The organism is Rothia sp. 27098_8_29, from assembly GCF_041432785.1.
Taxonomy (GTDB): Bacteria; Actinomycetota; Actinomycetes; order Actinomycetales; family Micrococcaceae; genus Rothia; species Rothia mucilaginosa.
Genome location: NZ_JAPWAI010000001.1, coordinates 908348 through 933966 on the forward strand (window position 1 = coordinate 908348; position 25619 = coordinate 933966).

Here is a 25619-nt window from a genome sequence, read left to right on the forward strand (position 1 = left end):
CGAGAGGATAGCTATGTTTTTTCGCCGCTCCACGCGCCAGCCTGCACCGCAGCAGGTGCAGGGCGAGCAGGCGGTGAGCGCCTCTACCAGCATGCCCGCCCTTGAGCTTGAATCGGTGAGTGTTTTCACCGAGCTGCCCGAAGGCGGGCATCGCCGTATCCTCAAGGATGTGAGCCTGCAGTTCACGGCGAAGCGCACCGCGGTGCTGGGTCTGAACGGTAGCGGCAAGTCCACCCTACTGGGGCTTTTCAATGGGCTCACCCACCCGGATGAAGGTATTGTGCGCGTGAACGGTGTCGACACCCTGGAGACACCGAGCCGCGGATCGCAGGACGCTCGCGGTCATTCGCAGGGCGCTTTTGAGGGTGTGGGCATGCTCTTCGCCCAACCGGAGGCGCAACTGATTATGCCCACCGTTGCCGAAGATATTGACCTGAGCCTGCGCCGTGCCGCCGCCGTTGAAGGCAGTGCCCTCAGCGGTGAGCAGCGCCTCGAACGGATTCGTGAACTGCTCCGCGAGCGCGGCCTCGAACACCTTGAAAACCAGAGCGTTTTCACCCTCTCAGGAGGCGAAAAGCAGCTGGTCGCTCTCACCAGTGTGCTGGCGGCGCGCCCGCAGATTCTTCTGCTCGATGAGCCGACCACCCTGCTGGATTTGCGCAATCGCGCGCGGCTGCTCAAGCACTTGGAGTCGCTGGATCAGATGCTGGTGCTCAGCACGCACGATCTGGATTTGGCGGCGTCCTGCGATGAAGCCGTCATTATTCACGATGGGCGCCTGCTCGCTCAGGGGGATGCGGAGCAGCTGGTGCAACAGTACCGCACGTGGTGTGCTGAGGGGTTCCCGAACGAGGGTGCTACCGAAGATCTGGATTCGGCAGGAGGCGCCCATGGGCGCTAACACGCCGCGCGTGAATCCTCGCCCCGCCGCCCAAGGCTCGGATTTCAACCCCGGTACTCTGCTGGTGGGTTTCTACCAGCCGTTGAACACGCCGGTGCATCGGGCGCCGCTGTGGTTCAAGAGCACGCTCTTCTTTGGGCTGTTTCTGCTGTTGGCGGTGACCGGTTGGCAGGTGGCGCTGGTGGCTTTGGTGGCGTCCACGTTCTGCGCGTTGTGGGCTGGTGTGCCGGCCTCCCAGCTGTGGCTGGTGGTTCGCACGCTGTCTCTGCTACTACTGATTATGGTCGGCTATTACGTGTTGACGGGTCAGTACGCCTCCGGCGCGGATGCTATCGCGACCATGCTGACGGCTTTTTATGCGTCCCGCGCTCTGCTGGTGAGCACTCCCCTGCCGGTTCTGATTGACGGCTTTGTGAGGCTGTGTTCGCCGTTGCGTTTCGTGGGTCTTTCCCCCGAGCGTCTGGGTCTGCTGATTGCGTTAATGGTCCGGTCGATTCCGGCGCTCATGGACCGTTGGGGTGCGTTGCGCAGGGCGGCGGTGGCGCGTAACCTGCCCAAGCGCATGTATTGGCGGCTGCTGATTCCGTGGGTGGTGCAGGCGGTTGATTACGCGACGGCGACCGCTCGTGCTTTGCGCGCGCGACACGTGGACGAGCTGAAATAACGCAGATACGCGAGAGGGGCGGGGTGAACCGTGTAGGTTCATCACGCCCCTTCGCTTTAACTCGCCTAGCTAGGCTGGTTTAGGGTGTTTCAATGAGGAGCACCGCCGGGAGCTGCTCCCACCACAGGTACCAGTCGTGCTGACCGTAGAGCGCCTCCACAAGCTTGTCGAAGCCGCGGTAGACACGCACCGGCATCGCCGAGGAAACCATCGTATGCTCAACCGCCAGGATCTCGGCGTCGCGGCGGGTCGTGACCGGCACCGGCGTGTAGAACTCGATAAAGTCCGAGGCGATAACAGCCGGGTAGGCGTCATCGCGTTCAAACCAGTAGCGGGCAATGGACAGCATCGCCTCGGGGCTGGGGCTGGAATCCCACCCGCCAAAGGGCAGGTAGGCAAATACCCCGGATACATCCCGCAGCGGCAGATCCATGATGAGCAGTTCCGCGGCACTGTCAATGTCGGTGGTTTTGACCTTCTCATTGATGATGCCGGCGGTCAGCTCGAAGGGGTACTCCGCTTTCAGGGGCGTACCAATATCGTCTTCGCCGAGTTCGCCGTTTTCCATGAGGCGGCGGTAGGTCTGCAGGTAGGTGCTCTCGTTCAGGTGCCGGAACGCCTCGTGCGCGGCAACTTCTACACCGACCTGGTCCAGGTAATGATGCTGGTCGGTGATGAGCTCGTGTGCGTACCGCTTGACGGTGTCTGCGGTGATGTTCTGCACGGGCGTTGAGGTGCGCAGGGAGACGTTATTCTCAATGGTCCCGAGCAGAGTCGGGTCGAGGGCAACCACGATGGGGGTTGTTCCCCGGTTCTTGCCCTCGTAGAGGTGTTCGAGGTATCGCCGGTTAAGTTCGGCTCGTGGGGCGCCGTGGCGGATTCGCTCGTGTGGGTAGGGATACAAAGCGACGAAGCGCTCGTAGAGCTCTGCCATGGTGTTCTCCGATGTTTGGTTGCCCCCAGTTTATCGCGTATTTTCGCACAAAAATACGGGTTTTTGAAGGTTTTAGCAGGGCGCGGAGGGCGCGCGATTTTTTCGTTTGATGAGTGTGTATCGGTGTGTGCTAAACACGCTTAAACTGCCTTAGTGTTGGGCGGTTTGTGCACCGATTTTCGCCAGAAAAAGACAGAAATTTTTTGCCACCATATGAGATTTTGGGCGGTTTACGCTGGGCGGCACCAAAGGGTACGGCGGACACTTTCGCGGAGGTGCGGGGCGCCTCCTGCAGGTCGGTATCCGCTGCCAGAACTCGGGTAGAACAGGCACCAAGTTAATGATTTACAGCCATAAAGCACCCTATTTTCTTCTTCTGCGCGTCATATTTGACGTATTAGGGGTGTCTCGGGCGAGTTCTGCCGCCGCCGCGTAGCTGCTGGAGTAAAGTGTTGGTACCAGCTACCACCCGTGCCGCGTTGGTGCGGAAAACGTCGCTGGGACCATCAACTCGCAGGAGTTCAAACCAACGGAGGTTCTCATGTCGAATAACTACTACAAAGAGATGGTTCGCCTGGCAGACAGCATCGCTGATAAGGCGCATGAGGGGCAGACTGACCGTAACGGCTGGCCCTATATCTCCCACCCTCGCCGTGTGGCTCTTGGGGTACGTAAGCTTGCGTGTGAGTTGGCTGCAGCCACTCATCCCGATTCGTCTTTGGAGGAACTGAAGACTGAGGCTCAGATTGTGGCGTTGCTGCACGACACGGTGGAGGATACCGGCGTTTCCCTCGCATATCTGGCCCGTTACTTCTCGGCGCGTATTGTGGATGCGATTGATGCCTTGACCCGCCGCCCCGGCGAATCCTACGAGGCGTACCTGGGTAGGGTGCGTGTGAATGATTTGGCTCGCCTGGTGAAGCTTGCCGATGTCGCGGATAATACTGACCCGCGCCGTCTGGCTCTGCTGCCGGAGCCGACCCGCTCGACCCTGATGATCAAGTACGAATACTCGCTGAAGCTGCTGCACCTGGACGACTAGGTAGACGCAAAACCCAGAAGACACAAAAATACCCGCCCGGTGCCGAAGGCTTACACCTTCCGCACCGGGCGGGTACCTTATCTGCGAGTCAGGAGCTTAGATGTTGAAGCCCAGCGCGCGCATCATATCGCGGCCGTCCTCAGTAATACGCTCCGGACCCCACGGCGGCATCCAAACCCAGTTCACACGCCAAGAATCAACCAGGTTATCCAGGTTGCTCTGAACCTGCTCCTCAATAACCTCCTGCAGCGGGCACGCCGCAGTGGTCAGAGTCAGATCCAGAATGAGGGTTCCATCCTCATCCCAGCGCAGACCGTAGAGCAGACCGAGGTCAACAATATTGACGCCGAGCTCCGGGTCAATGACCTCCTTGAGGGCTTCCTCAATCTCTTCCTGAGGAACACGACCCTGCACAGTCTCAGTCATAGTCCTATCTTTCTGTCAGAATCCGGTAGGAGAAGAAGCTTACTTCTTACCCACGTAAGAAACGTAGCCCTCTTCTTCCAGGCGGTCAGCCAGCTCGGGGCCGCCCTGGTCAACCATCTTGCCGTCCACGAACACGTGCACGAACTGCGGCTTGATGTAGCGCAGGATGCGGGTGTAGTGGGTAATCAGCATGACGCCCATGTCGTTAGCCTCGTGCGCACGGTTCACGCCCTCAGACACGATCTTCAGTGCGTCAACGTCCAGACCGGAGTCAGTCTCATCCAGGATGCCGAACTTGGGCTTGAGCAGCTCCAGCTGAAGGATCTCGTGGCGCTTCTTCTCACCACCGGAGAAGCCCTCGTTCACGTTACGTGCGATGAAGTCGGGGTCAATCTCCAGGTTCTTCATGGCTTCCTTAACGTCCTTGGTCCAGGTACGCAGGGAGGGAGCCTTGCCGTCCACAGCGGTCTTAGCGGAACGCAGGAAGTTAGACATGGTCACGCCGGGGATCTCAACCGGGTACTGCATAGCCAGGAACAGGCCTGCGCGTGCACGCTCGTCCACGCTCATCTCGGTGATGTCCTCACCGTCGAGCAGGATCTGACCGGAATCAACCTGGTACTTGGGGTGGCCAGCAATGGTGGAAGCCAGAGTGGACTTACCGGAACCGTTCGGGCCCATGATTGCGTGAATCTCGCCCGAGTTGATGGTCAGGTTAACGCCCTTCAGGATGGGCTTGGTGGTTTCGTCGTCGAGGATAACCGAGACGTGAAGGTCCTTGATTTCAAGAGTAGACATTGATTTCTCCTGGTAAAGCTTAGTTGTTGCTGAGGGCGAGCTCTGCCTCAAGGGCCTCGGTGAGCTGCTCTTCAAGTTCGGGAACACGAATCTGCTGAATGATCTCGTTCAGGAAGCCGCGCACGACCAGACGGCGTGCCTCAGCCTCCGGAATACCGCGAGCCTGCAGGTACCACAGGTGCTGCTCATCGAGCTGGCCGGTGGTGGATGCGTGGCCGGCGCCCTCAATCAGGCCGGTCTCAATCTCCAGGTTCGGCACGGAGTCGGCGCGGGGGCCAACTTCCAGCAGCAGGTTACGGTTCAGCTCGTAGGTGTCGGTGCCTTCTGCATCCTTACCAATCAGAACGTCACCAACCCATACGGAGTGCGCACCCTTACCCTGCAGCGCACCCTTGTAGGTCACGCGGGACTTGCAGTTGGGTACGGAGTGGTCCACGAACAGGCGGGACTCAATGTGCTGACCTGCGTCTACGAAGTACAGGCCGTACATTTCAGTCTCAGCGCCGGGAGCGGTGAACTTAGTGGAGGGGGTCACGCGCACCAGATCGCCACCGAGGGACACCACAACGTGCTTGAAGCGTGCGTTACGGCCCAGCTTAGCGTAGTGTGCGGAGGCGTGGATTGCGTCGTCAGCCCACTGCTGCACGGAAACAACGTTCAGCTCAGCCTCGTCGTTCACCACAAACTCAACGTTCTGTGCCAGGACGGTGGAGCCGGTGTGGCGCAGAACCACAACAGCCTTCGAGAAGGGCTTAGCCTCAATCACGATGTGCTGTGCGGCTGCTTCGTTGCCGGTGCCGGTGATGTCGATTTCCACGTGCTCAGCCAGTTCAGCTTCGGCGGGGATGGTCACCACGGTTGCTTCGGTGAAGCTGGACCATGCGTTTGCTGCCACACGGTCCTCGGGGATACCTGCGGAGCCGATGCGTGCATCCTCGCGGGAGACGGTCTCAACCTGAACCTGCTCGGGTGCGGTCACCTTCGGTGCCGGTGCGGTGCCGGTCAGCTTCTCCAGGTGCAGGCCGCCCAGACGCTTCAGCGGGGTGAAGCGCCAGTCCTCTTCACGACCGGTCAGGGGTGCGAAGTCCTCCACGTTGTAGGAGGTCTTACGCTCTGCACGGGATGCTTCGAGTACCTTCTGGACGTTGTTCGGGTTGGAGCCCTGGTGGTGTGCCTCGGTGGCGCGCATCAGGGTGTCATCGTGGGCGAACTCGGTGGCGAGCTTCTCGCCCTCCTGGTCCATGCCGGGGATGATCGGGGAGTGGTAACCCAGGGTTTCTTCGTTGGTCGGCATTAGCCCACAGATCCTTCCATCTGAAGTTCGATCAGGCGGTTCAGTTCGAGTGCGTACTCCATCGGCAGCTCACGTGCGATAGGCTCAACGAAGCCGCGGACGATCATCGCCATTGCTTCTTCTTCGCTCAGGCCGCGCTGCATCAGGTAGAACAGCTGGTCCTCGGAGACGCGGGAAACGGTCGCCTCGTGACCCATGGTCACATCGTCCTCGCGGACATCCACGTAGGGGTAGGTGTCGGAGCGGGAGATGGTGTCCACCAGCAGTGCGTCACAGACCACGGAGGACTTGGAGTGCTTAGCACCCTCACGAACCTGAACCAGGCCACGGTACGCACTGCGGCCGCCGTTACGTGCCACGGACTTGGACACAATGGTCGAGGAGGTGTTCGGTGCAATGTGAACCATCTTCGAACCGGTGTCCTGGTGCTGACCCTCACCCGCGAATGCGATGGACAGGGTCTCACCCTTAGCGTGCTCGCCGACCATGTAAACAGCCGGGTACTTCTGGGTGACCTTCGAGCCGATGTTGCCGTCCACCCATTCCATGGTGGCGCCCTCGTGCGCAACAGCACGCTTGGTCACCAGGTTGTAGACGTTGTTCGACCAGTTCTGGATGGTGGTGTAGCGAACGCGTGCGTTCTTCTTCAGCACAATCTCAACCACTGCGGAGTGCAGGGAGTCGGACTTGTAGATGGGGGCGGTGCAACCCTCAATGTAGTGAACGTAGGAGCCCTCGTCAGCGATAATCAGGGTGCGCTCGAACTGGCCCATGTTCTCGGTGTTAATACGGAAGTACGCCTGCAGCGGGATCTCCACGTGAACTCCCGGGGGAACGTACACGAAGGAGCCACCGGACCATACGGCGGTGTTCAGCGCGGAGAACTTGTTGTCACCAATCGGGATGATGGAGCCGAAGTATTCCTTGAACAGCTCGGGGTATTCGCGCAGACCGGTGTCGGTGTCGACAAAGATCACGCCCTGCTTCTCCAGGTCCTCACGGATCTGGTGGTACACGACCTCAGACTCGTACTGTGCAGCCACACCCGCGACGAGGGAGTTACGCTCCGCCTCGGGAATGCCCAGACGCTCGTAGGTGGTGCGGATATCCTCGGGCAGTTCCTCCCAAGAAGCCGCCTGACCCTCGGTCGAGCGCACGAAGTACTTGATGTTGTCGAAGTCGATTTCGGAAAGATCCGCACCCCAGGTGGGCATGGGCTTACGCTCGAAGAACTTCAGCGCCTTCAGACGCATATCCAGCATCCACTGGGGTTCGTTCTTCTTCGCAGAGATGTCGCGCACGACGTCCTCGTCCAGGCCGCGCTTTGCTACCTGGCCTGCTGCGTCGGAGTCTGCCCAACCGTACTCGTAGTTGCCAATGCCCTCGAGTTCGGGGTTCATCTCCAGGATCTCTGAAATGACGGTGTCGTTGGCGTTCTGCCCAACTTTCTCAGTCATTACGGCCTTTCTTCGATGGTTATTACATTTCTCTCCGCCACCTGCCGGTTGCAGGCGCGGTAGTTTAGGGGGCTGATGCCGCGCTCGACCACGGCGTTTAACGTAGCGTGGGGCGGGCGGGTTCCAGCGTGCGGGTCGCACCCTTGAGGGGTTCATTGGGGTGCGCCGCGAGGTACTGCGGTAAGCGTTACGCGGAAGGTTTCTCTAGGAATAGGTTTCTCTAGGATTCTTCTGCGTTCTTCTCACCCTCGGCGGTGACGCGGTTCAGGGGCACGTGCGTGGTACACACGTGAGCACCCGAAGCCATGGTTGAAAGCCTACGGACATCAACGCCGAGCAGGTCAGAAATAATCCCGGTTTCCTGCTCGCAGAACACTTGGAAGTCTCCAGCGAGGTCGCGTACCGGGCAGTGACCCTGACAAAGCTGAATACTTGCCAGAAAATGCTCGGGAACGGTTCGTCCTGCAGGAGGCGCGGTAACCTGAGCGGTCGCCACGAAACCGTCCTTACTCATTGCCTCTGCGAGTGCCTGCGCTCTGGCTGCCACGTCATCACCGGCGGCTTCTACGACGGGTCGGTAGCGGGCTTCCATTTCTGCGGCGCGGGCGGAGGCGAAAGCTTCGAGGGCTTCCTGACCAACCGTGTCGCGGAGCATCTGCAGGGCTTCGCGGGCGATAAGGAGGTAATCGTTGCCGAGGCGTTCGTGGCCCTGGGGGGCGATCACGTAGCGGCGGGCGGGTCGTCCAGCTCCGGCGCCGTGCTTTTTGATGGGCGCGACCTCAATCATGTTGTTGGATTCGAGGGCGTCGAGGTGGCGGCGTACCGCTGCGGGAGTGAGGCTGAGGAGCTCACCGAGGGTTGCTGCGGATACGGGGCCATTGTTGAGGACTTCGCGCAGGACGCGGTCCCTGGTGCGTTCTTCTGCCTCGGCTTTGCGCTTGGATGTGCGTGCCGCGGAGGACTTTGTACTGGAAGCACCAGTAGAGCCCGAGGCGGCGGTTCGGGTGCCGTTTCGGGTCTGCGCCTCGTTCGTTGAGGCGCGCTGAGGGGTCTTATTCACGGAATACACAAATAAAGTATGTCCTAATTAGTTTTTCTTTGGCTAGTTAGGTACCCCTACTTGCTAACTTTTCTACCTTAAAGTGAACTTTTGAGTCGTAACGGGCGTGCCTTGAACGTGAGTTAGGGCATAAGATGAAGGGGTACACACGCTCATCAGCGAAAAAATCGAAAGTGACTGTCTATGGAGACCACCACCGCGGGCCAGCAGGACCACCCTGGGCGTGCATCCGCCGTACCAACGGCACACACTGAGCACCACACGGAGCCCAGCGCCTCCCCCACCGCACGACGACGCATCGTCACCGAAGAACCGGCGCTCACCATTAAAGACCTCATCAAAGAGTTCAAACCCTCACGCGCCTTCCGCACCAAATACCCCGAACGGCTCACCGCCAGCGGGCTCTACCGCGCCGTCAACAAGGTCAACCTGCGTGTCTTCCCCGGTGAGGTGGTCGTCCTGCTCGGAGCCAACGGTGCCGGCAAAACCACAACCCTCGCCTGCGCCCAGGGCCTGCTCAAACCCACCCGCGGTACCGTGCGCCTGCTCGGAGAAAACCCGCTACAGGCGGACCCGGAGCTGCGCGCCAAAGTCGGCATTATGCTCCAGGACGGCGGCCTGCCCAACGCCATGCACCCCATCCCGCTACTCGAGCATATTTCGACCATGTACACCGACCCGTACCCTGTCGAAGAGCTCGCAGAACGCCTCGGCATTGATGCTTTCAACGGCACCACGATTCGCCGCCTCTCGGGTGGTCAGAAGCAGCGCGTCTCCCTCGCCGCCGCCCTCATCGGCCGCCCGGACGTACTCTTCCTCGACGAGCCCTCCGCAGGCCTGGATCCGCAATCCCGCAACGTCGTCTTCGACATCATTCGTGAACAGCGTGAACTCGGCACCGCAATCGTGCTCACCACGCACCTGATTGATGACGCGCAGAAGCTCGCCGACTACGTGTACATCATTGAAAACGGCACCACGGTTCAGGAAGGTACCGTCTCCGAGCTCATCGCCAGCGACGGCACGAACCGCCTGCAGTACACACTGGATGCCCCCACCCCCACCCGTGAGCAACTGCTGCCCGCGCATCTGCGTGCCGGTGTGGAGCTCATCGAAAAGGTGCCCTACACCCCGGCTCGTGACGGTGCGCCCTCCGTGCCCGGCGCGTATGAGCTGGTCGGCGCGCTACGCCCCGAGCACCTGGCGGCGTTCACCTCCGCTCTCGCCGAGCGCTACCTCATGCCCATTTCTCTCACCATGGAACCGAAGACTCTTGAGGATGTCTTCCTCGACATTTCAGGACGTGATATCCGATGAGCAACACCGCGAACACCCGCCCCAAGGTCTCTTCTATTGACGAAGACGAGGAGTACATTCCCCCGCGCGCGAACTACCCGCTCGTGCGCGTCATTGAGCAGGGCCGCTACGAGACGATGGCGATGCTCCGCAACGGCGAACAGCTGATGCTCAACATTATTTTTCCCGTCATGGCGCTTATCGCCCTGCGGTTCACCGGTCTGATTGATGAGTACGCGAACTCGGTGGGAGTATCCCGCATGGATGCGGCGGTCCCCGGCGTTCTGGCGCTCTGCGTGATTTCTACGGCGCTGTCCGGTCAGGGCATTGCCACCGGTTTTGATCGCCGCTACGGCGTGCTGCGGTTCCTTGCGACCACTCCCCTGGGCCGTAACGGTCTGATCATGGGCAAGTGCATTGCGGTGCTGGTGGTCGTGGCGATTCAGTTCACGCTGGTTGCGGCGCTCGGGTACGGTCTGGGCTGGCGCCCGGACGCTATCGCCGTCTCGCGCTCCATCATCACGATGCTCATGGGTGCCGGCGCGTTTACGGCGCTGGGTCTGCTCATTGCCGGTACGGTGCGCGCGGAGGCGACCCTCGCCATCGTGAATATTGCCTGGGTGATTCTTGCCGGTGCCGGCGGCGTGGTGTTCCCGCTCAAGTCCTTCCCCGACTGGTACGCCGGAATCGTAGCGTGGTCGCCCTCAGCGGCTCTGGGTGACGCGTTGCGCGGCAACTTCATTCAGCATCAGTGGCTCGCCGACCCGCACTGGGTACTCATCGTGTGGACCGTGGTCATTGGGTTTATTGCCTCGCGCAAGTTCAAGTGGTCTGACTAGTATCAACCTGGCAGGCAGCGCTTTTCGCGCATACAGCTAAAGCAACTGCAGGTTAAAAAGGCGGGCGCCGGATATGTTTCCGACCATATCCGGCGCCCATTCATATAACACAAACCTTTAGCCTCAATCACGCACAAAGTGCACGGTCAGAGACTAAAAGAAAGCACCCTCCTCCAGAACCTTTTATCTCACCACCACAGTAAGATAATCGACGGTTCTTACGCGGAGGAGGGGCTTCAATCACCGAGATGCAGACCGACCCAACCACTGTTTCGGTCTGCAACCTTCCTGCTCAACCTTAACATGAGCTTCACCACTTACACAAAAATTGTTACGTTACTGAACAATATTCAGCGCATAGCTCAGAAACACAGCTCAAACGCGCACCGCGAAATCCGCAGAGCCCGCGTTGTAGCGTCGCTTTTTCTCCATCTCAGCCCCGTATCACCCTGTGAATGTCTGCATTCACACACCGGATACTTCCGCCCAGTGAACTATCCTGTTAAAACGAAAGGGTCGAAACAAACCTCCCGGCGCCCCGCACCTACCCTGGTACCTACCCGGTCACCTACCGGCGCGGGAATAAGCACCCCCGAAGGCACGTTACACCCGACGGACAGCGCGCTAGCACAAGCCTGCTGGCGCATCCACTCACGTTGTGAAAGGACACCCACGTGGCAGAGAACTTCCAGTGGACAGAAACCGACCAGCGCGCCGTAGATACCGCACGTATCCTCGCCGCAGACGCCGTAGAAAAGGTCGGATCCGGCCACCCCGGCACCGCAATGAGCCTGGCGCCGGTCGCCTACCTGCTCTTCCAGAAGGTCATGAACCAGGATCCCTCCGACGACCGCTGGGAAGGCCGCGACCGCTTCATCCTCTCCCCCGGCCACACCTCCCTCACCCTGTACACTCAGCTGTTCCTCGGCGGCTACGGCCTCGAAATGAGCGACCTGGAAGCCCTGCGCACCTGGGGTGCCCTCACCCCCGGCCACCCCGAATACAAGCACACCAAGGGCGTAGAAATCACCACCGGCCCGCTCGGCCAGGGCCTGGCATCCGCCGTTGGTTTCGCCTACGCACAGCGCCGTATGCGCGGCATGTTCGACCCCGAAGCAGCACCGGGCACCTCCCCCTTCGACCACCACGTCTACGTCATCGCCTCCGAAGGTGACGTGCAGGAAGGCGTCACCGCCGAGGCGTGCGCGCTCGCAGGTCACCAGGAGCTCGGCAACCTGATCGTCGTCTGGGACCGCAACCACATCTCCATTGAGGAAGACACCGACGTTGCCTTCACCGAGGACGTAGCAAAGCGCTACGAGTCCTACGGCTGGGATGTTCAGCGCGTGGACTGGACCCGCACCGGCGACTACGTTGAGGACGTCGCAGAACTGTACGCCGCTATTGAGCGTGCGAAGGCTGTCACCGACAAGCCCTCCTTCATTGAGCTGCGCACCATCATCGGCTACCCCGCCCCCACCAAGCAGAACACCGGCGCAGTGCACGGCTCCAAGCTCGGCGCTGAAGAGGTCGCCGCAACCAAGGAACTGCTCGGCTTCGACCCCGCCAAGAGCTTCTTCATCGAGGAGAACGTCCTGGCACACACCCGCCAGCTTGTTGAGCGCGGCGCCGCAGCGCACAAGGCATGGGACGAGAAGTTCGAGGCATGGGCCAAGGCTAACCCCGAGCGCGCCGAACTGTACAAGCGCCTCGTCGCAGGCGAACTGCCCGCAGACTACAAGGCTGCTTTCCCCGTGTTCGAGGCTGGCACCTCCGTGGCAACCCGCGCGGCATCCGGCACCGTCATCAACGCTATTGCTGACACCTTCCCCGAACTGTGGGGCGGCTCCGCTGACCTCGCCGGTTCGAACCTGACCACCATCAAGGGTGCAGAGTCCTTCAACCCGGCATCGCACAGCACCGAAGACTGGACCGCGAACCCCTACGGTCGCGTGCTGCACTTCGGTATTCGCGAGCAGGCTGCCGCAGCAATCGTCAACGGCATCGTGCTCTCCTCCCCCACCCGCGCGTTCTCGGGCACCTTCTTCGTGTTCTCCGACTACCAGCGCCCGGCTGTTCGCCTCTCCGCGCTGATGGGTGTTCCCGCACTGTACGTGTGGACCCACGACTCCATCGGTGTGGGCGAGGACGGCCCCACCCACCAGCCGATCGAACACCTCTCCTCGCTGCGCGCTATCCCCGGCTTCGACGTGGTTCGCCCCGCGGACGCTAACGAAACCGCCGTCGCATGGCGCACCATCCTGGAGAAGTCCGACCGCCCCGCAGGCCTCGTGCTCTCCCGTCAGAACCTGCCCGTCTGGGCTCGTGAAGACGTGCACGCGGACGCTGAGGGTGAGAAGTTCGCTTCCGCTGAGGGCACCGCACGCGGCGGCTACATCATGGCTGACACCGAGGGCACCCCGGACGTCATCCTGATCGCTACCGGTTCCGAGGTTGAGCTGGCCGTTCAGGCTCGCGCAACCCTCGCAGAGCAGGGCATCGCCGCCCGCGTGGTTTCCATGCCTTCGCGTGAGTGGTTCGCCGAGCAGAGCGAAGAGTACCGCGAGTCGGTTCTGCCCTCCTCGGTTGCAGCCCGCGTCTCTGTCGAGGCTGGCCTGGCGATGAGCTGGTACGACCTGCTCGGCACCGCTGGCCGCGCCGTGTCCATCGAGCACTTCGGTGCATCCGCCGATGCGAAGACCCTGTACCGCGAATTCGGTATCACCGCGGAGGCTGTCGTGGCCGCCGCTAAGGATTCCATCGACGCCGCTAAGTAGGCAATAACAACGCCGCGGTAACTGCCGCGCACACTGCGCTCCCCCTGTACGGGTGGGGTGCGGACGCAACGGGTAGGCTCCGGCTGACCGCTCAGCCGGAGCCTCCCGCCGCCCAGAAGATTTCACTGATATCTCAAATTTCAATTTCGACAAAGAATCGAAGGTTTTCACATGTCTGAGTCCACTCAGAAGCTTTCCGACGCCGGTGTCTCCATCTGGCTTGACGACCTCTCCCGTGAGCGTCTGACCAGCGGCAACCTTGCCGAACTCATCAAGACCCACAACGTCGTCGGTGTGACCACCAACCCCACCATCTTCGCTGGCGCGCTCTCCAAGGGCGCCGCATACGCTGAGCAGATGCGCGAGCTTGCCGCCGCCGGAGCAAGCGTTGAAGAGGCAGTCTTCGCCGCAACCTGCGACGACGTACGCGCAGCCTGCGACGTGTTCGCACCCGTCTACAAGGGATCCAACGGTTTTGACGGCCGCGTCTCCATCGAGGTTGACCCCCGCCTGGCACGCGACGCCGAAGGCACCGCGAAGATGGCGCGTGAGCTCTACGAGCGCGTGGGCCGCGAAAACGTCATGATTAAGATCCCCGCAACCCAGGAAGGTCTGCGCCCCATTGCTGAGACCCTGGCTGCTGGCATCAGCGTGAACGTGACCCTGATCTTCTCCCTGACCCGCTACCGCGAGGTCATCAACGCCTACATGCTCGGCCTGGAGCAGGCGCTGGAGAACGGCAAGGACCTGTCCACCATTCACTCGGTCGCATCCTTCTTCGTCTCCCGCGTAGACACCGAAATCGATGCACGCCTCGAAGCTGCAGGCGGCGACGCTGTACAGCTCAAGGGCAAGGCAGGCCTGGCAAATGCACGCCTCGCCTACGAGGTGTTCGAGGAAATGTTCTCCTCCGAGCGTTGGGCACGTCTGCAGGCACACGGCGCGAACGTACAGCGCCCGCTGTGGGCATCCACCGGTGTGAAGGACCCGTCCCTGCCGGACACCCTGTACGTCACCGGCCTGGTTGCGCCCAACACCGTGAACACCATGCCCGAGGCAACCCTGAACGCTGTTGCCGACCACGGCGAGGTTACCGGCAACACCATCGTGCCGAACTACTCCGAGTCCAACAAGGTTCTGGACGCTATCTCCGTTCACGTCTCCTACCCGGAGGTCGTGGAGAAGCTCGAGGTTGAGGGCCTGTCCAAGTTCGACGTCTCTTGGGAAGAGCTGCTGCAGACCGTCCGCGAGGCACTCGAGCAGGCTAAGTAGAACCAGGCGACACAGCCGAATCTACAGCTGCTGAAATTCGGAAGCCACTGAAGTTCAGCAGCCGCTGAAATATAGCGCATGACCAATGCGTTCCCGGTGTGCACCACCCGACGCACACCAACCGATATGCACGCCCACCATATTGTGGGCACAGCACCAATCCGCCGGGATTCTCGTAGAGATTCTGCCCAGGATTCCCGCAGGGCTTCACCGCCCGAGGCGTCCCAGAGAATCTCGGCGGGTTAGGTGCCCCTCATATCGTCCCGTCAAAAACCGGTACAATACAGGGTACACACCTTCCAGAATGCGGCATCGCCTCCGCGCGACAAGGTACGAACCGCGCGCCGCACGAACCAACCAAGGCAATCAAAGGAATATATTGTGACTATCGGTCATGAAGCGAACCCCCTCAGGGACACTCGCGACCGCCGCATTACCCGCATTGCGGGGCCGTCCGCGCTCGTCTTCTTTGGCGTAACCGGTGACCTGGCCCGCAAGAAGCTGCTTCCGGCAGTGTATGACCTCATGAACCGCGGTTTGCTCCCGCCGAGCTTCGGCCTTGTCGGCTTCGGCCGCCGCCCCTGGAGCGATGACGACTTCCGCTCCTACGTGCGTGAATCTGTTGAGGCAAACGCCCGCACCCCCTTCCGCGAAGACGTATGGAACCAGTTCCAGCAGGGCATGCGATTCGTTGAAGGTGCTTTCAACGACGACGCAGCCTTCGAAAAGCTCAAGAACACCCTCGCCGAACTCGACGAGCGTGGCGCTCACGGCAACCACGCCTTCTACCTCTCCATCCCTCCGAAGGCATTCGAGCAGGTCCTCACCAAGCTCGCCGAACACGACCTCGCATCGCGCGATAACGACACCGTCAACCCCGTCGACGGTTGGCGCCGCGTGGTCATTGAGAAGCCCTTCGGTCACAACCTTGAGAGCGCACGCGAACTGAACTCCATCGTGGAGGCAGTCTTCCCGCCCGACGCAGTATTCCGCATCGACCACTACCTGGGCAAGGAAACCGTGCAGAACATCCTGGCGATGCGTTTCTCCAACCAGATGTTCGAGCCCCTCTGGAACTCCCACTACGTGGATCACGTCCAGATCACCATGGCAGAAGACATCGGCATCGGCTCCCGCGCAGGCTACTACGACGGCGTGGGTGCGGCCCGCGACGTCATCCAGAACCACCTGCTGCAGCTGCTCGCCCTTACCGCCATGGAAGAGCCCCTCAGCCTCGACGCTAAGCACCTGCGCGCCGAGAAGGCGAAGGTCCTCGAAGCAGTCCGTATCGACGACCTGCCGAGCTCCTTTGCACTCGGCCAGTACGCCGCAGGCTACCAGGGCGGCGAGCACGTCAACGGCTTCTTCGACGAGAACGACATCCCCGCAGACTCCCGCACCGAAACCTTCGCAGCGCTGAAGGTGTCCATCGCAAACCGCCGCTGGGAAGGCACCCCCTTCTACCTGCGCGCCGGCAAGCGCCTGGGCCGCCGAGTCACCGAAATCGCCGTGGTCTTCAAGAAGTCCTCCGACCGTCTCTTCGGCGAACGTGAAAACCCGCAGGTCGGCCAGAACGCCATCGTCATCCGCGTGCAACCCGACGAAGGCATGACCATCCGATTCTCCGCGAAGGTGCCCGGCACCCAGATGGAAATCCGCGACGTCAACATGGACTTCGGCTACGGCCACTCCTTTACCGAAGAGTCCCCCGAAGCCTACGAGCGTCTCATCCTGGACGTTCTGCTCGGCGAGCCGCCGCTGTTCCCCCGCCACGAAGAAGTTGAGCTCTCCTGGAAGATCCTCGACCCCTTCGAAGAGTACTGGGAAGAAAACCGCATTAAGCCTGAACCCTACGAGTCCGGTTCGTGGGGTCCGCGTTCAGCACACGAGATGCTTGAGCGTGACAACCGCGCTTGGAGGCGCCCGTGATCTCGCACCTGCATAACACCACCGTTTCCGCTATCAACAAGGAACTGAGCCACCTGACTGCCGCCAACGGTAGCCTCAGCAGCGGACGAGTTCTCACCCTCGTTGTTCTCGCGGAAAAGGGCCACTCCCGCGAAGCAATGCGCGCCGCAATTCGTGCCTCCCACGAACACCCGAGCCGCATTATTGTGCACATCTCTCACGACCCGCTCGACCCCGACCAGCTGGATGCAGAAATCCACCTCGGTGGCGACACCGGCGCATCCGAGATGATTGTTCTGCGCGGCTGGGGTAGCGCATCTCGCCCGACCGAAGCACTGATCTCCGGTCTGTTGCTGCCGGACTCCCCGATTGTGGTCTGGTGGCCGCACTCGCTGCCCGAGAACCCGGCACAGCACTCCATCGGTCGTATCGCGCAGCGTCGCATTACCGACTCTGCACGCGCTGAGGACCCGAAGGAAGCTCTCAAACACCTCGCCGAGGTGTACCGCGCCGGCGATACCGACCTGGCGTGGACCCGCCTCACCCTGTGGCGCACCCAGCTGGCAGCGCTCATGGAGCAGATGCCTTCCTCCCCCGTGCGCCGCGTGGTCGTGTGGGGTTCGAGCAAGTCCCCGTCCGTGGTGCTGCTCGGTACGTGGCTCGGCTGGAAGCTTGAAGCGCCCGTACACCTCGCCACCATCGGCGCGGCAAACCGCGGCCTGTACCGCGTCAGCATTGAGCGTGAAGACGGTTCCGTGACGATGTTCCGCCCCGGCATTTCCGTGGCGACCATCTCCACCCCGTACGCACCCGACCAGCAGATTGCGTTGCCGGTGCGGACCCTCGCCGAGTGCATCTCTGAGGAGCTGCGCCGCCTCGACCCGGACGACACCTACGGTGACGTGCTGAAGCAGGCGCTGCGCACCGTAACCCTCGTGGACGATACCTGCCAGCCTGAAGACATGCTGGACCTCGAAGAATACCCGGAGGTTTTCGATGCCTAAGATTCAGAACATGGGCGCATCCACCCCCACCCTGGTGGCGCACCCGACCCGCGACGCTCTCGCAGCGGACGCGGTGACCCGCATCCTCGACATCATTGAGCACGTGCTCTCTGAGCGCACGATCGCCCACATTTCGCTGACCGGCGGCACCATGGGTATCGCCACCTTGAAGGCGTGGGCTGAGAACGAGCGCGTGAAGGATATCGACTGGTCCCGCGTGCATTTCTGGTTCTCTGATGAGCGTTTCGTGCCCGAGCGTAGCCCTGAACGTAATGACGGTCAGGCTATTGAGGTGCTGCTCGCTCCCCTGCTGTCGCACGGCCTGGTCGTGGGCAATGTGCACCGCATGGGTCCGTCCGATATTTTTACCGGCCTGGAAGCTGCAGCTGAGCACTACGCCTTTGAGATGCGCGACTACGCTGGTTCCGCACCGGCTGTGAGCGTGCAGATGCCCGAGGGCGCAACCGAATTGCCGCTGGCTGGCGGTCACGGTGGCGGCGCAGGTCACGAGCACGGCGGCTCCGGCGGCTGTGGTTGTGGTGGCGGCGGTTGCGGTTCTTCCGCACCCGAGCAGTCCATCGAAGAGACCACCTTGGACGAATTTGATGCTGAGGCTGCTGAGCCCGCAGGTGGTTGCGGATGCGGCGGCGGAGGCTGCGGTGGTGGTGGCCAGTGGCCCGCACCGGTCTTTGATATCACCCTGCTGGGCATGGGCCCGGACGGTCACATTGCGTCCCTGTTCCCGGGCCGTAAGCAGGTTCTGCTGGGTACCGGCCTGCCGGAGGATCCGGTTGAGGGCGGTAAGGCTGTAACCGTGATGGTTTCTGATTCGCCGAAGCCGCCGGCTGAGCGCGTGTCGGTGACCCTGCCGATTATCAATAATTCGCGTCACGTATTCTTCCTCATCACCGGTGAGGATAAGCAGGATGCGACCAGCCGCCTTCTGGCTGGCGCGAAGCTGGACGCTGAGGACCTGAACGCGGAGTTGCTGCTGGAGACCCCGGCGGTGGGTGCGCGCGGTAAGAAGCAGACCCTGATTTTTGCAACCGAGGAGTCGCTGGCTCCTGAGAACCGCCCGTAAGGTTCTGGTTCTGAACTGCATTGGATAAAGGGTGGAGCCCCGGATAGACATCTATCCGGGGCTTTTCTCTATGGTTTTTAAACCAGCCCGAATGGTACTAGAAGTGGTACCATGAAGTATGCCGAGTATTGAAGATTTAGTTGCGAAGATGGCCTCCAGCCCTCAAAACGTTACTTTCACTCAACTTCAAAAGGTATGCACCCATTTCTTTGGAGCGCCGCGTATCCGCGGATCTCACCACTACTACAGCACCCCCTGGCATGGTGACCCTATTGTCAACATTCAACAGGGAAACTCCGGTAAAGCAAAGAAATACCAAGTCAAGCAGGTTCTAACTGCCATTCGAAAATTGGAGAATAACGATGACTAACGCTCTCCCCCGCCAGGAGCTCTACACCTACCGCGTCGAGTGGTCTGAAGACGACCAGGAATTTGTCGGAACCGTCGCAGAATTTCCCAGCCTCTCATACTTGGCACCGACCTCGACCGAAGCATTCGCGGGTATTCGAGAAGTCGTCGCCGATACCCTTGAGATTCTTGAAGAAGACGGCCGCGAGGCACCCGAACCGTTCTCTCTGCGTTCCTTCTCAGGACGATTCAACTTGCGTGTTTCACCGCAATTGCATCGTCGTCTGGTTCAGCAGGCAGCGCTTTCTCACCAGAGCCTGAACCAGTACGTGAGCCAACAACTCGAAGCAGTCGCCTAAGTAGCCAGTACATCTTCATCATCCAACGAAGATTCCAAAATGTTATGACATAACAAAAGAGTGGAGCCCCGGATAGTTTCGACTACCCGGGGCTCCACTCTTGCTACGCCCGCCTACTGTTCAGTAGCGGCAGGATTCTGCGGCTTCTAATTCTTCGGCTACTGTTCCTGGGGCTCCTCCGCTTCGTTCTCGAAGCCCACGTACAGTGCCGCCAGCGACGGAACCGTCGCCTCCAGCACCTCCTGCGCCTCCTCGGGGCTCGGGGTGAGCTTCGCGCCGGTCAGCTGCAGGTACTCGCGCACCGTCATGGGCTGCGCCCAGTCAAAGTGCTCACGCACGGCGGTGATATTCGCGCCAGACTGCAACACATTAATGCCGTGGGCAAGACCGATATCCGTCACCTTCACGATGGCGTCGGTCTCATCGGGAATGTCGTACGGGTCGCGGTTCTGCAGGTCCACGATGAACGGAAGCACGCCGCGGCTCTCAGCGCGCAAGGTGAACTTGGTGTGCACCTGGCTCACCTCGTGCACCTCGCCCACGCCCACGGCGGGCACCACCATGAAGCCCGCCTGCAGGTCGTTCACCGCGGCCAGGGTGTGTGCCTCCCCGAAGCCGGAGTACAGCTGCACCACCGGCACGAGGTAGCACACCTCCGCCATGAGCGCCTTGCGAGCCTCAATATCGATGTACTCCCAGGCGCCGCCGGTACCGTCCGTAATGTCGCCCGAGTGGTGCGCATAAATGGCGCCCTGGCTGTTCTTCGCGGTCTGCGACCAGTAGCTGATCTTGTCCATGTAGTTGCCTTCGGCATCGAACATCATCAGCGACAGGTCAATGTCCACGCCCTCATCCCAGAAGCAGAAGAGGCGAATCACGCCGGTGGGCGGCAGGTGCACCGTCGAGGTGTTGTAGCGGCCCATGCCGTCCAGGGAGGGGCGGGCACTGCGGGTGTTCAGCGGCATGATCGTATCGCCCACCTGCTCGGGCAGGTAGATGCTGGTCTCGGCAAGACGGCCGGACAGGCCAATCTCGACCAGGCGCTCCAGCAGGTCAAGCACCGCCGGGCTGTACTCGCGCGCCGGAATCATGGTGGCGATACCGGTCTTGGACAGGTTCATGCGCTGCGGGGCGGCAGGCTGAGCCTTCTGAGTGGAAGCCGCGGCACGCTGAGTGTTTCGCGGGCTCTCGGGGACAGAGGTGTGCGGGTTAGACAGGCCGGCGTTACGGTCAAAGAACGAGCCCAGCGGGTTCGGGATGCCCGCGTTCTGCATGAGGTTCTGAACCCTCGCGACGCCCTCCGGGTTGCGGCGCGCATAGTCAGCCATCTCCCGGTCCTCCTGCGCCGCCACAGGGTTGGCGGGGCGCTCCTTGGGCGGGTTCGCGAGCGCGTTACGCTGCAGGGTCACCAGGTTGCGGATCTGCACCAGGATGGGCGCGGAAACGCGCGGCGCCACGGCGGCGAACGCATCAAAGATGACCTGCTGGCCGGGGCTCGGCGCGGTGTCGATGCCGTAGCGCGGAGCCTCGAAAGCATCCAGGGCGCGCACCAGCTGGCGTGCAAACACGCCGGGGCGGGTCGAGAGCAGACGTGCCACGTTCTGCGCATCCCGGGTGGCGTAGGCGCGGTCCACCAGCGACTCGAAGCTGTACACCTCGCCGCGGTACAGGTCGTCAGCCCAGCGGCTCAGCGCGGTCAGTGACGGGTAGTCGCCGGGGTGAACCGCCTTGACGAGGCGCTTGTACATTTCGGCGGCGGGTGCGCTGTCGTAGCGGGCGCCAACCGGGTCAGCCTCCAGTACCCGGTTGAGCAGGTGCGCGATGCGGGTGCGTTCGTTACGGCGCAACTTCAGGCGCGGCGCGATGCTCAGGCTCAGGTCCCCCACCGTGCCGTTGTAACGCAGACGCGAGTAGGCGGCGGCGAGGGCGAGCGCCTCCTTCATTGTGCGCAGGTGCTCAGCGTCTTCGGGGTGCAGGCAGGCGGCGATGAACACGCGGTTTTCGCGGCTGGTGTTCTCCGGTCGGGCAGCCGGCAGCGCGTCATGCTGGGCGAGGAAACGGCGCAACGCCACGAGGTCGCGCTGGTCGGTCTGGTTGTACGCCTGCTGCTGACCGAGCAGCTGCTGGTAGAGGGCACCCGCCATGATCAGGGCGTTTTGCACGCCGCTGACCATCTGTAAGGGTCGGCGGTTGCGTTCCATGCTGGTGAAGTTGGAGCGGCTCATCGGCTGCTGCCACTCGTAGGGCACGTAGTTCTCGGGCAGGCCGCCAAGGATGCGCTCGGTGCCGTCCGGGTTGTAGTACGGGTTGGAGAGGTAGTGCATGATCTGCTCGGTGTAGCGCTGCTCGTCGGTGAGCGTCAGGGCGCGCAGATCAAAGTCGCGGCGGAACATGCGGCCGGGACGGTACCCGTATTCGTAGGACCAGATAGTCGCGAACAGGGCAAATTCGTTGGCGCTGGCGTTCAGCGCCTGGGCAAGGGACTCAGGGCTGAGGGTCAGGCCGCAATTGCTCAGGGCGGACACTCGCCCCAGGTCAGTGTCGAATACGCCGGCCTGGTGCCGCTCATTAATGCTCGAGTAGTTCGAGCGGTAGGAGGGGTCGTACAGGTCGGTGAAGACGTATACGCCGTAGCGGCGCATCAGGATGAGGCGCACGAGGGGGCTGAGACCCTCGGGCGCTTCGCCGTGAAGGTAGGCGGATTCGTTGAGGTAGGGTGATTCCTGCAGGTAGGGGGATGCGTCGTAGGGAGTGGTCACGGGTCGTCCTTTCCGTTGGTCTCACCCGGCTGTCACCGTCGGTGGTGTGTCTATGTTCTTATCGTAGCGGCGTGGGTGCGGGTTGTCGCGGGGTTTGGTCATCGGTGACCTGCGGGGGTATATATTCGCGGGGGCAACAGGCGGTTACGTATCGCGGAGCCTGGGCGGCACTTATCCGTTGCTTGTTGATCGGTCGCTTGCTGATCTGTTGGCCGCTTATCTGTCAGCCGCGTGGGAACTGGGTTAAAAGAAAAAATGGCGGGAAGCGAAGAATCCGATAAATATAGGAAAGATATTTCAGAAAGTAGGACTCTTCATGATCCGCCATTACCTATAGAGTACTCCCGCCCCGCGACGGTGGTCAAGCCGTTTCGTCACGGGGCGGTAACACGGGGCGGTGAGTGGGGTTGGGTGCACGAGGTAGAGCTAGGATTCACCCAATAGGGCGAGCGCGGCCTCGCGGGCGGCAAGCGCCTCCTCCGTCTTGCGGGCAGGCACGGCAGCCAGGGCGCGCAGTGCTTTCGCCAGCACCGTGGAGCCCTTCATCTTCGGCTCCAGCTCGGTGGGAATCTCAACCTGTGTGCCGTACAGTTCGGCAAGCTCAACCGCCAGGCGCACATAGTCGCCGCCCTTCGTCAGCTCACCAACCATCGGCAATAGCAGACGCAGAACCTGCAGCACACGCCAACCCGCCAGCGGACTAATAGCCGACACCTCACGCAGGGTCGCCACCAGGCGGTTCGGAAGAACCATCCCGTCCTCCAAAGCCCACTTCAGGGTCTCCGCGAAGGTGGATGCATCCAGCAGGCCCGCCTCAAAGAGTGCCGCAATGGCCTCTGCCGCCGCCAGACGGTACTCGGGGTTCTTCGCGCTCGCCACATAGCCGAGCAGGGCGCAGGAGGGGGCGCCTACCTGCACGGTGGACTCCCTCAGCGCGCGCAGAAGCGGCAATACGGGAGTCGCATTTTTATAGTCGAGTACAGCCCTCCCCGCGAACAAGAAGTATGCCGAGAGCAAGTCCGGGTTGTTCTGAAGCAACCAGGACGCCCATTCGGTGAGTGCCGGGAGGAAATCACCCAGCCAGCTGTCGACCCTGTCGAGATTCAGCAAATATACGAAGGGAATGAAGGCGGTGTTAAGAGCTTCGTAGGCGGTAGCCTCCTCGGGGCTCATGCCAGCGGTTGCGTGGCTCAGCACCTCGCGCGCCTTATCCGCGGTATCCGCAATGTCGCCCTTGACCTGCCACATGGGCTGGTACTCCACAAATTCCTCAACGTTAAAGTTTTTGAAACCTGCCTCGCGGAGACGACCTTTCTGGCTGGCCTGCCGGTATTCCTCAATTCGATCAAAATCGAGACCGCGGTTGTAGCCACTCCAGGGGATGTCCAGGCTGGAGACCATACGGTACGTCCATTCCTCCGGGGTGATAGAGCGGGACGGCAGAGGTTCCGTAAGCAGACGAATAGTGCGTCCTTCCGTGTGGTACTCTCCCCCGGCGGCGACGGCACGCATCTGCTCGCGGAAGATCTCATAGAGGTCACGGTAACCCTTCAACGGCTTGTAGTCAGCATTCCAGAGATGGTGTTTATTCTGAATAGTCAGACGTATCATCTCTTCCTTGCTCAGGAGCGCGTTACTCGGGCGAGCTCGTGCAACCATCTCACTACGGCTGGAATACTGCAGGAGCGGCGTGAGCTCGGGTAGCTCCCATGACTCGTACCCGGCGGCCTCGGCGTTAGCTTTCAATACTGCGCGGAGAACAGGCATGTACGCGACGTTGTTGTAGTAATATTCGCTGGCAATCTTACGCAGGGTACGAAGCTGCTGCTGATCCGCCGGCGCCAGCTTGTCGGTCGCGGCAAAGTGGTAGAGACGTGCCAGGTTCTCTCCTCGGGTGCTGGGAGATTCGTCCCCGGTAATTCGACCCGAGGTGGTGTTCGACTCTTCCGTCAGCAGGGTGCAGAACTCTTCCAAATTTGCGATGGATGCGACGGGTTCTCGGTGCTCAACGCCGGGCAATAGCACCGGCGGTACCTCTATGGAGGTGCTTGCCGCCTCCTCCTCTTCGGCCTGGGGTAGGCGGTCTTCGGGCAGGCAGGCTTCAGCGGCACCGCGCAGTTCCAGGGGCAGCACCTCGTAAGCCTCAAGGATGCGCTCAGCAATATATTCGGCAAGCGCCAGCTGCTCGGCGGTTTGCGCCTTCTTACGCTTGGCTTTGCTCAAACCAGCGTACTGGGTGGCGATGAGCTTGAACAGGCGCAGGGCACCGCGCTGAATCTTCTTTTCGGTGCGGTAGAGGTTCGCGCAGAGTGCGTCGATGAGCTGTTCCAGCTCGACCTGTTCGAGCGGTGCCAGCTCTGCGTTTTCGTTCTTCTGCAGGGCGGCGGGTGCGCAGGCTTTGAGCACGTTCTGCAGCATGGTCTGGGCGAAACCAACCGATGCGCTCGGTTCGGCGGTGAGGACAGCCATGAGCTGCCCGAAGCGTGCCCGGTTTTCTGCGTCGGTGGGCTGCAGGTCGGTGTAGACGGAGTGGAACGCCGCCGAGTTGAAGGCACTAAAATCGCTGGTCAGGCCGCGTAGCAGGGCGTCCAGAATCTCGTCGCGGATATCGAAGTACTCACCCATGAGGCGGCACAGTTCCGCACTTTCACCCATGTAGTTGCCGTAGCCCTTGAAGAGCACCCCTTCGGTGCGGAAAACCGCCCAAAACTCCTGGTCAAGCAGGGTCATGTCACGGGTAAAGAAGGTTTTGAGCTGGGCGTGATTACTGGCGCTGCCCTTCTTCACACAGGGCAGGGCTTCGTGCAGGAAAAGGACCAGGTATTCGGGGGCATCACAGCTCAGGTTGCGGGCGCGAAGCAGCGTGTAGCAGGTTTCCCAGATCTTCTTCGAGCGCGCCCAAGAGTTCGGCAGGCCCTCGATGAAACGCAGAATCCACTCGTCGGGGCGTTCGATGGCGCCGAGCAGGAACGCGTCAATCAGCTGCTGGTCCGGGCGCCCCTCCCAGAGCAGGGTGCGCATGGCGCGGCCGGCGGAACGGTGGTATTCCCACGGGTCGCCGTCGGGGGTGCGCACGAGCGCCCCGGCAACGTAGGCGGCGAGCGGGGTGCGGTTAATGTGGTCGCTACCGATCACGCTCTTCGGGGCGAGGGTTCGGGCGAGGGAGGCGCGTTCCTCCTCGGTCGCACCGGTAATGACGGCGTGGTATTCCTGCACGTCAGTTGATTCTGCCGCTATGAGGGCTTTGAGGGCGGCGCGGCGCTCTTCGAGGGTGCGCTCCCCTGCGTTGCGCTCGTTAGGGTTATGCGGCTGGGCGGTATCAGTCATTGGTACCTGCTTTCGGAGTTGATGGTGAATGGTTGTGAAGAGTTGAACGGAAGTGTTGAACGGGGACAGGTTG

At 61.4% G+C, this 25619-nt stretch carries 20 protein-coding genes; 12 read left to right on the forward strand and 8 right to left on the reverse strand.

Annotation, left to right across the window (positions count from 1 at the left end):
- Positions 1–13 precede the first annotated feature (13 nt).
- Positions 14–901 (forward strand): energy-coupling factor ABC transporter ATP-binding protein, encoded by an 888-nt coding sequence (locus O3649_RS03560; RefSeq protein WP_371572801.1) that lies wholly within the window; start codon positions 14–16, stop codon positions 899–901.
- Positions 891–1565: a CbiQ family ECF transporter T component gene (locus tag O3649_RS03565; protein ID WP_070678409.1), complete on the forward strand. Its 675-nt coding sequence runs from the start codon at positions 891–893 to the stop codon at positions 1563–1565. Before O3649_RS03560 ends, O3649_RS03565 begins: the two co-directional genes overlap by 11 nt.
- Before the next feature lie 79 nt (positions 1566–1644).
- Here the strand turns inward: O3649_RS03565 and O3649_RS03570 are convergent, their stop codons facing one another.
- Positions 1645–2499 carry a DUF4253 domain-containing protein gene (locus tag O3649_RS03570; RefSeq protein ID WP_371572803.1) on the reverse strand — a complete coding sequence of 285 codons (855 nt, stop codon included), beginning with the start codon at positions 2497–2499 and terminating at the stop codon, positions 1645–1647.
- Positions 2500–3040: 541 nt separating this feature from the next.
- On the opposite strand from O3649_RS03570, the gene O3649_RS03575 reads away from it, so the two are divergent.
- The gene (locus tag O3649_RS03575; RefSeq protein WP_371572805.1) at positions 3041–3541 is read left to right on the forward strand and encodes an HD domain-containing protein; all 501 of its coding nucleotides are present in this window, start codon (positions 3041–3043) and stop codon (positions 3539–3541) included.
- A gap of 96 nt (positions 3542–3637) precedes the next feature.
- On the opposite strand, the gene O3649_RS03580 is transcribed toward O3649_RS03575, so the two are convergent.
- From O3649_RS03580 to O3649_RS03600, 5 genes are all read right to left on the reverse strand, one after another.
- Positions 3638–3967, reverse strand: a complete 330-nt coding sequence (locus O3649_RS03580; RefSeq protein WP_005506103.1) for a metal-sulfur cluster assembly factor — start codon at positions 3965–3967, stop codon at positions 3638–3640.
- Between the two features lie 39 nt (positions 3968–4006).
- Positions 4007–4765, reverse strand: coding sequence for a Fe-S cluster assembly ATPase SufC (gene sufC, locus O3649_RS03585; protein ID WP_005509109.1), 759 nt, complete (start codon positions 4763–4765; stop codon positions 4007–4009).
- A 19-nt stretch (positions 4766–4784) separates the two neighbouring features.
- Positions 4785–6059, reverse strand: coding sequence for a Fe-S cluster assembly protein SufD (gene sufD / locus O3649_RS03590; RefSeq protein WP_049358344.1), 1275 nt, complete (start codon positions 6057–6059; stop codon positions 4785–4787).
- Positions 6059–7516 carry a Fe-S cluster assembly protein SufB gene (gene sufB, locus O3649_RS03595; RefSeq protein WP_005509111.1) on the reverse strand — a complete coding sequence of 486 codons (1458 nt, stop codon included), beginning with the start codon at positions 7514–7516 and terminating at the stop codon, positions 6059–6061. The genes sufD and sufB overlap by 1 nt, the downstream gene beginning before the upstream one ends.
- A 220-nt stretch (positions 7517–7736) precedes the next feature.
- Complete coding sequence (locus O3649_RS03600) at positions 7737–8585, reverse strand: metalloregulator ArsR/SmtB family transcription factor (RefSeq protein ID WP_070738399.1); 849 nt, start codon at positions 8583–8585, stop codon at positions 7737–7739.
- A gap of 174 nt (positions 8586–8759) precedes the next feature.
- Between O3649_RS03600 and O3649_RS03605 the strand changes: the two genes are divergently transcribed.
- From O3649_RS03605 to O3649_RS03645, 9 genes are all read left to right on the forward strand, one after another.
- On the forward strand, positions 8760–9893 hold the full coding sequence (locus O3649_RS03605) for an ABC transporter ATP-binding protein (RefSeq protein ID WP_049349667.1): 1134 nt from the start codon (positions 8760–8762) through the stop codon (positions 9891–9893).
- A complete protein-coding gene (locus O3649_RS03610; protein ID WP_371572809.1) occupies positions 9890–10711 on the forward strand; it encodes an ABC transporter permease in 822 nt (273 codons plus the stop codon). The genes O3649_RS03605 and O3649_RS03610 overlap by 4 nt, the downstream gene beginning before the upstream one ends.
- A gap of 674 nt (positions 10712–11385) precedes the next feature.
- Entirely contained in the window at positions 11386–13488 is a 2103-nt protein-coding gene (gene tkt / locus O3649_RS03615; protein ID WP_371572811.1) for a transketolase, read from the forward strand.
- 171 nt (positions 13489–13659) lie between these two features.
- Positions 13660–14760, forward strand: a complete 1101-nt coding sequence (tal, locus tag O3649_RS03620) for a transaldolase (protein ID WP_371572813.1) — start codon at positions 13660–13662, stop codon at positions 14758–14760.
- A 381-nt stretch (positions 14761–15141) separates the two neighbouring features.
- Entirely contained in the window at positions 15142–16689 is a 1548-nt protein-coding gene (zwf, locus tag O3649_RS03625) for a glucose-6-phosphate dehydrogenase (protein ID WP_371572815.1), read from the forward strand.
- Positions 16686–17672: a glucose-6-phosphate dehydrogenase assembly protein OpcA gene (locus tag O3649_RS03630; protein WP_371572817.1), complete on the forward strand. Its 987-nt coding sequence runs from the start codon at positions 16686–16688 to the stop codon at positions 17670–17672. The genes zwf and O3649_RS03630 overlap by 4 nt, the downstream gene beginning before the upstream one ends.
- Positions 17665–18753, forward strand: coding sequence for a 6-phosphogluconolactonase (locus O3649_RS03635; RefSeq protein WP_294633473.1), 1089 nt, complete (start codon positions 17665–17667; stop codon positions 18751–18753). Before O3649_RS03630 ends, O3649_RS03635 begins: the two co-directional genes overlap by 8 nt.
- 118 nt (positions 18754–18871) lie before the next feature.
- Positions 18872–19123 carry a toxin HicA gene (locus O3649_RS03640; RefSeq protein WP_005506120.1) on the forward strand — a complete coding sequence of 84 codons (252 nt, stop codon included), beginning with the start codon at positions 18872–18874 and terminating at the stop codon, positions 19121–19123.
- Positions 19116–19460 carry a type II toxin-antitoxin system HicB family antitoxin gene (locus O3649_RS03645; RefSeq protein ID WP_070629662.1) on the forward strand — a complete coding sequence of 115 codons (345 nt, stop codon included), beginning with the start codon at positions 19116–19118 and terminating at the stop codon, positions 19458–19460. Before O3649_RS03640 ends, O3649_RS03645 begins: the two co-directional genes overlap by 8 nt.
- A 158-nt stretch (positions 19461–19618) precedes the next feature.
- On the opposite strand, the gene O3649_RS03650 is transcribed toward O3649_RS03645, so the two are convergent.
- Positions 19619–22219: a hypothetical protein gene (locus O3649_RS03650; RefSeq protein WP_371572819.1), complete on the reverse strand. Its 2601-nt coding sequence runs from the start codon at positions 22217–22219 to the stop codon at positions 19619–19621.
- Positions 22220–22645: 426 nt separating this feature from the next.
- Entirely contained in the window at positions 22646–25546 is a 2901-nt protein-coding gene (locus O3649_RS03655; protein WP_371572821.1) for an endonuclease, read from the reverse strand.
- Positions 25547–25619: the final 73 nt, after the last annotated feature.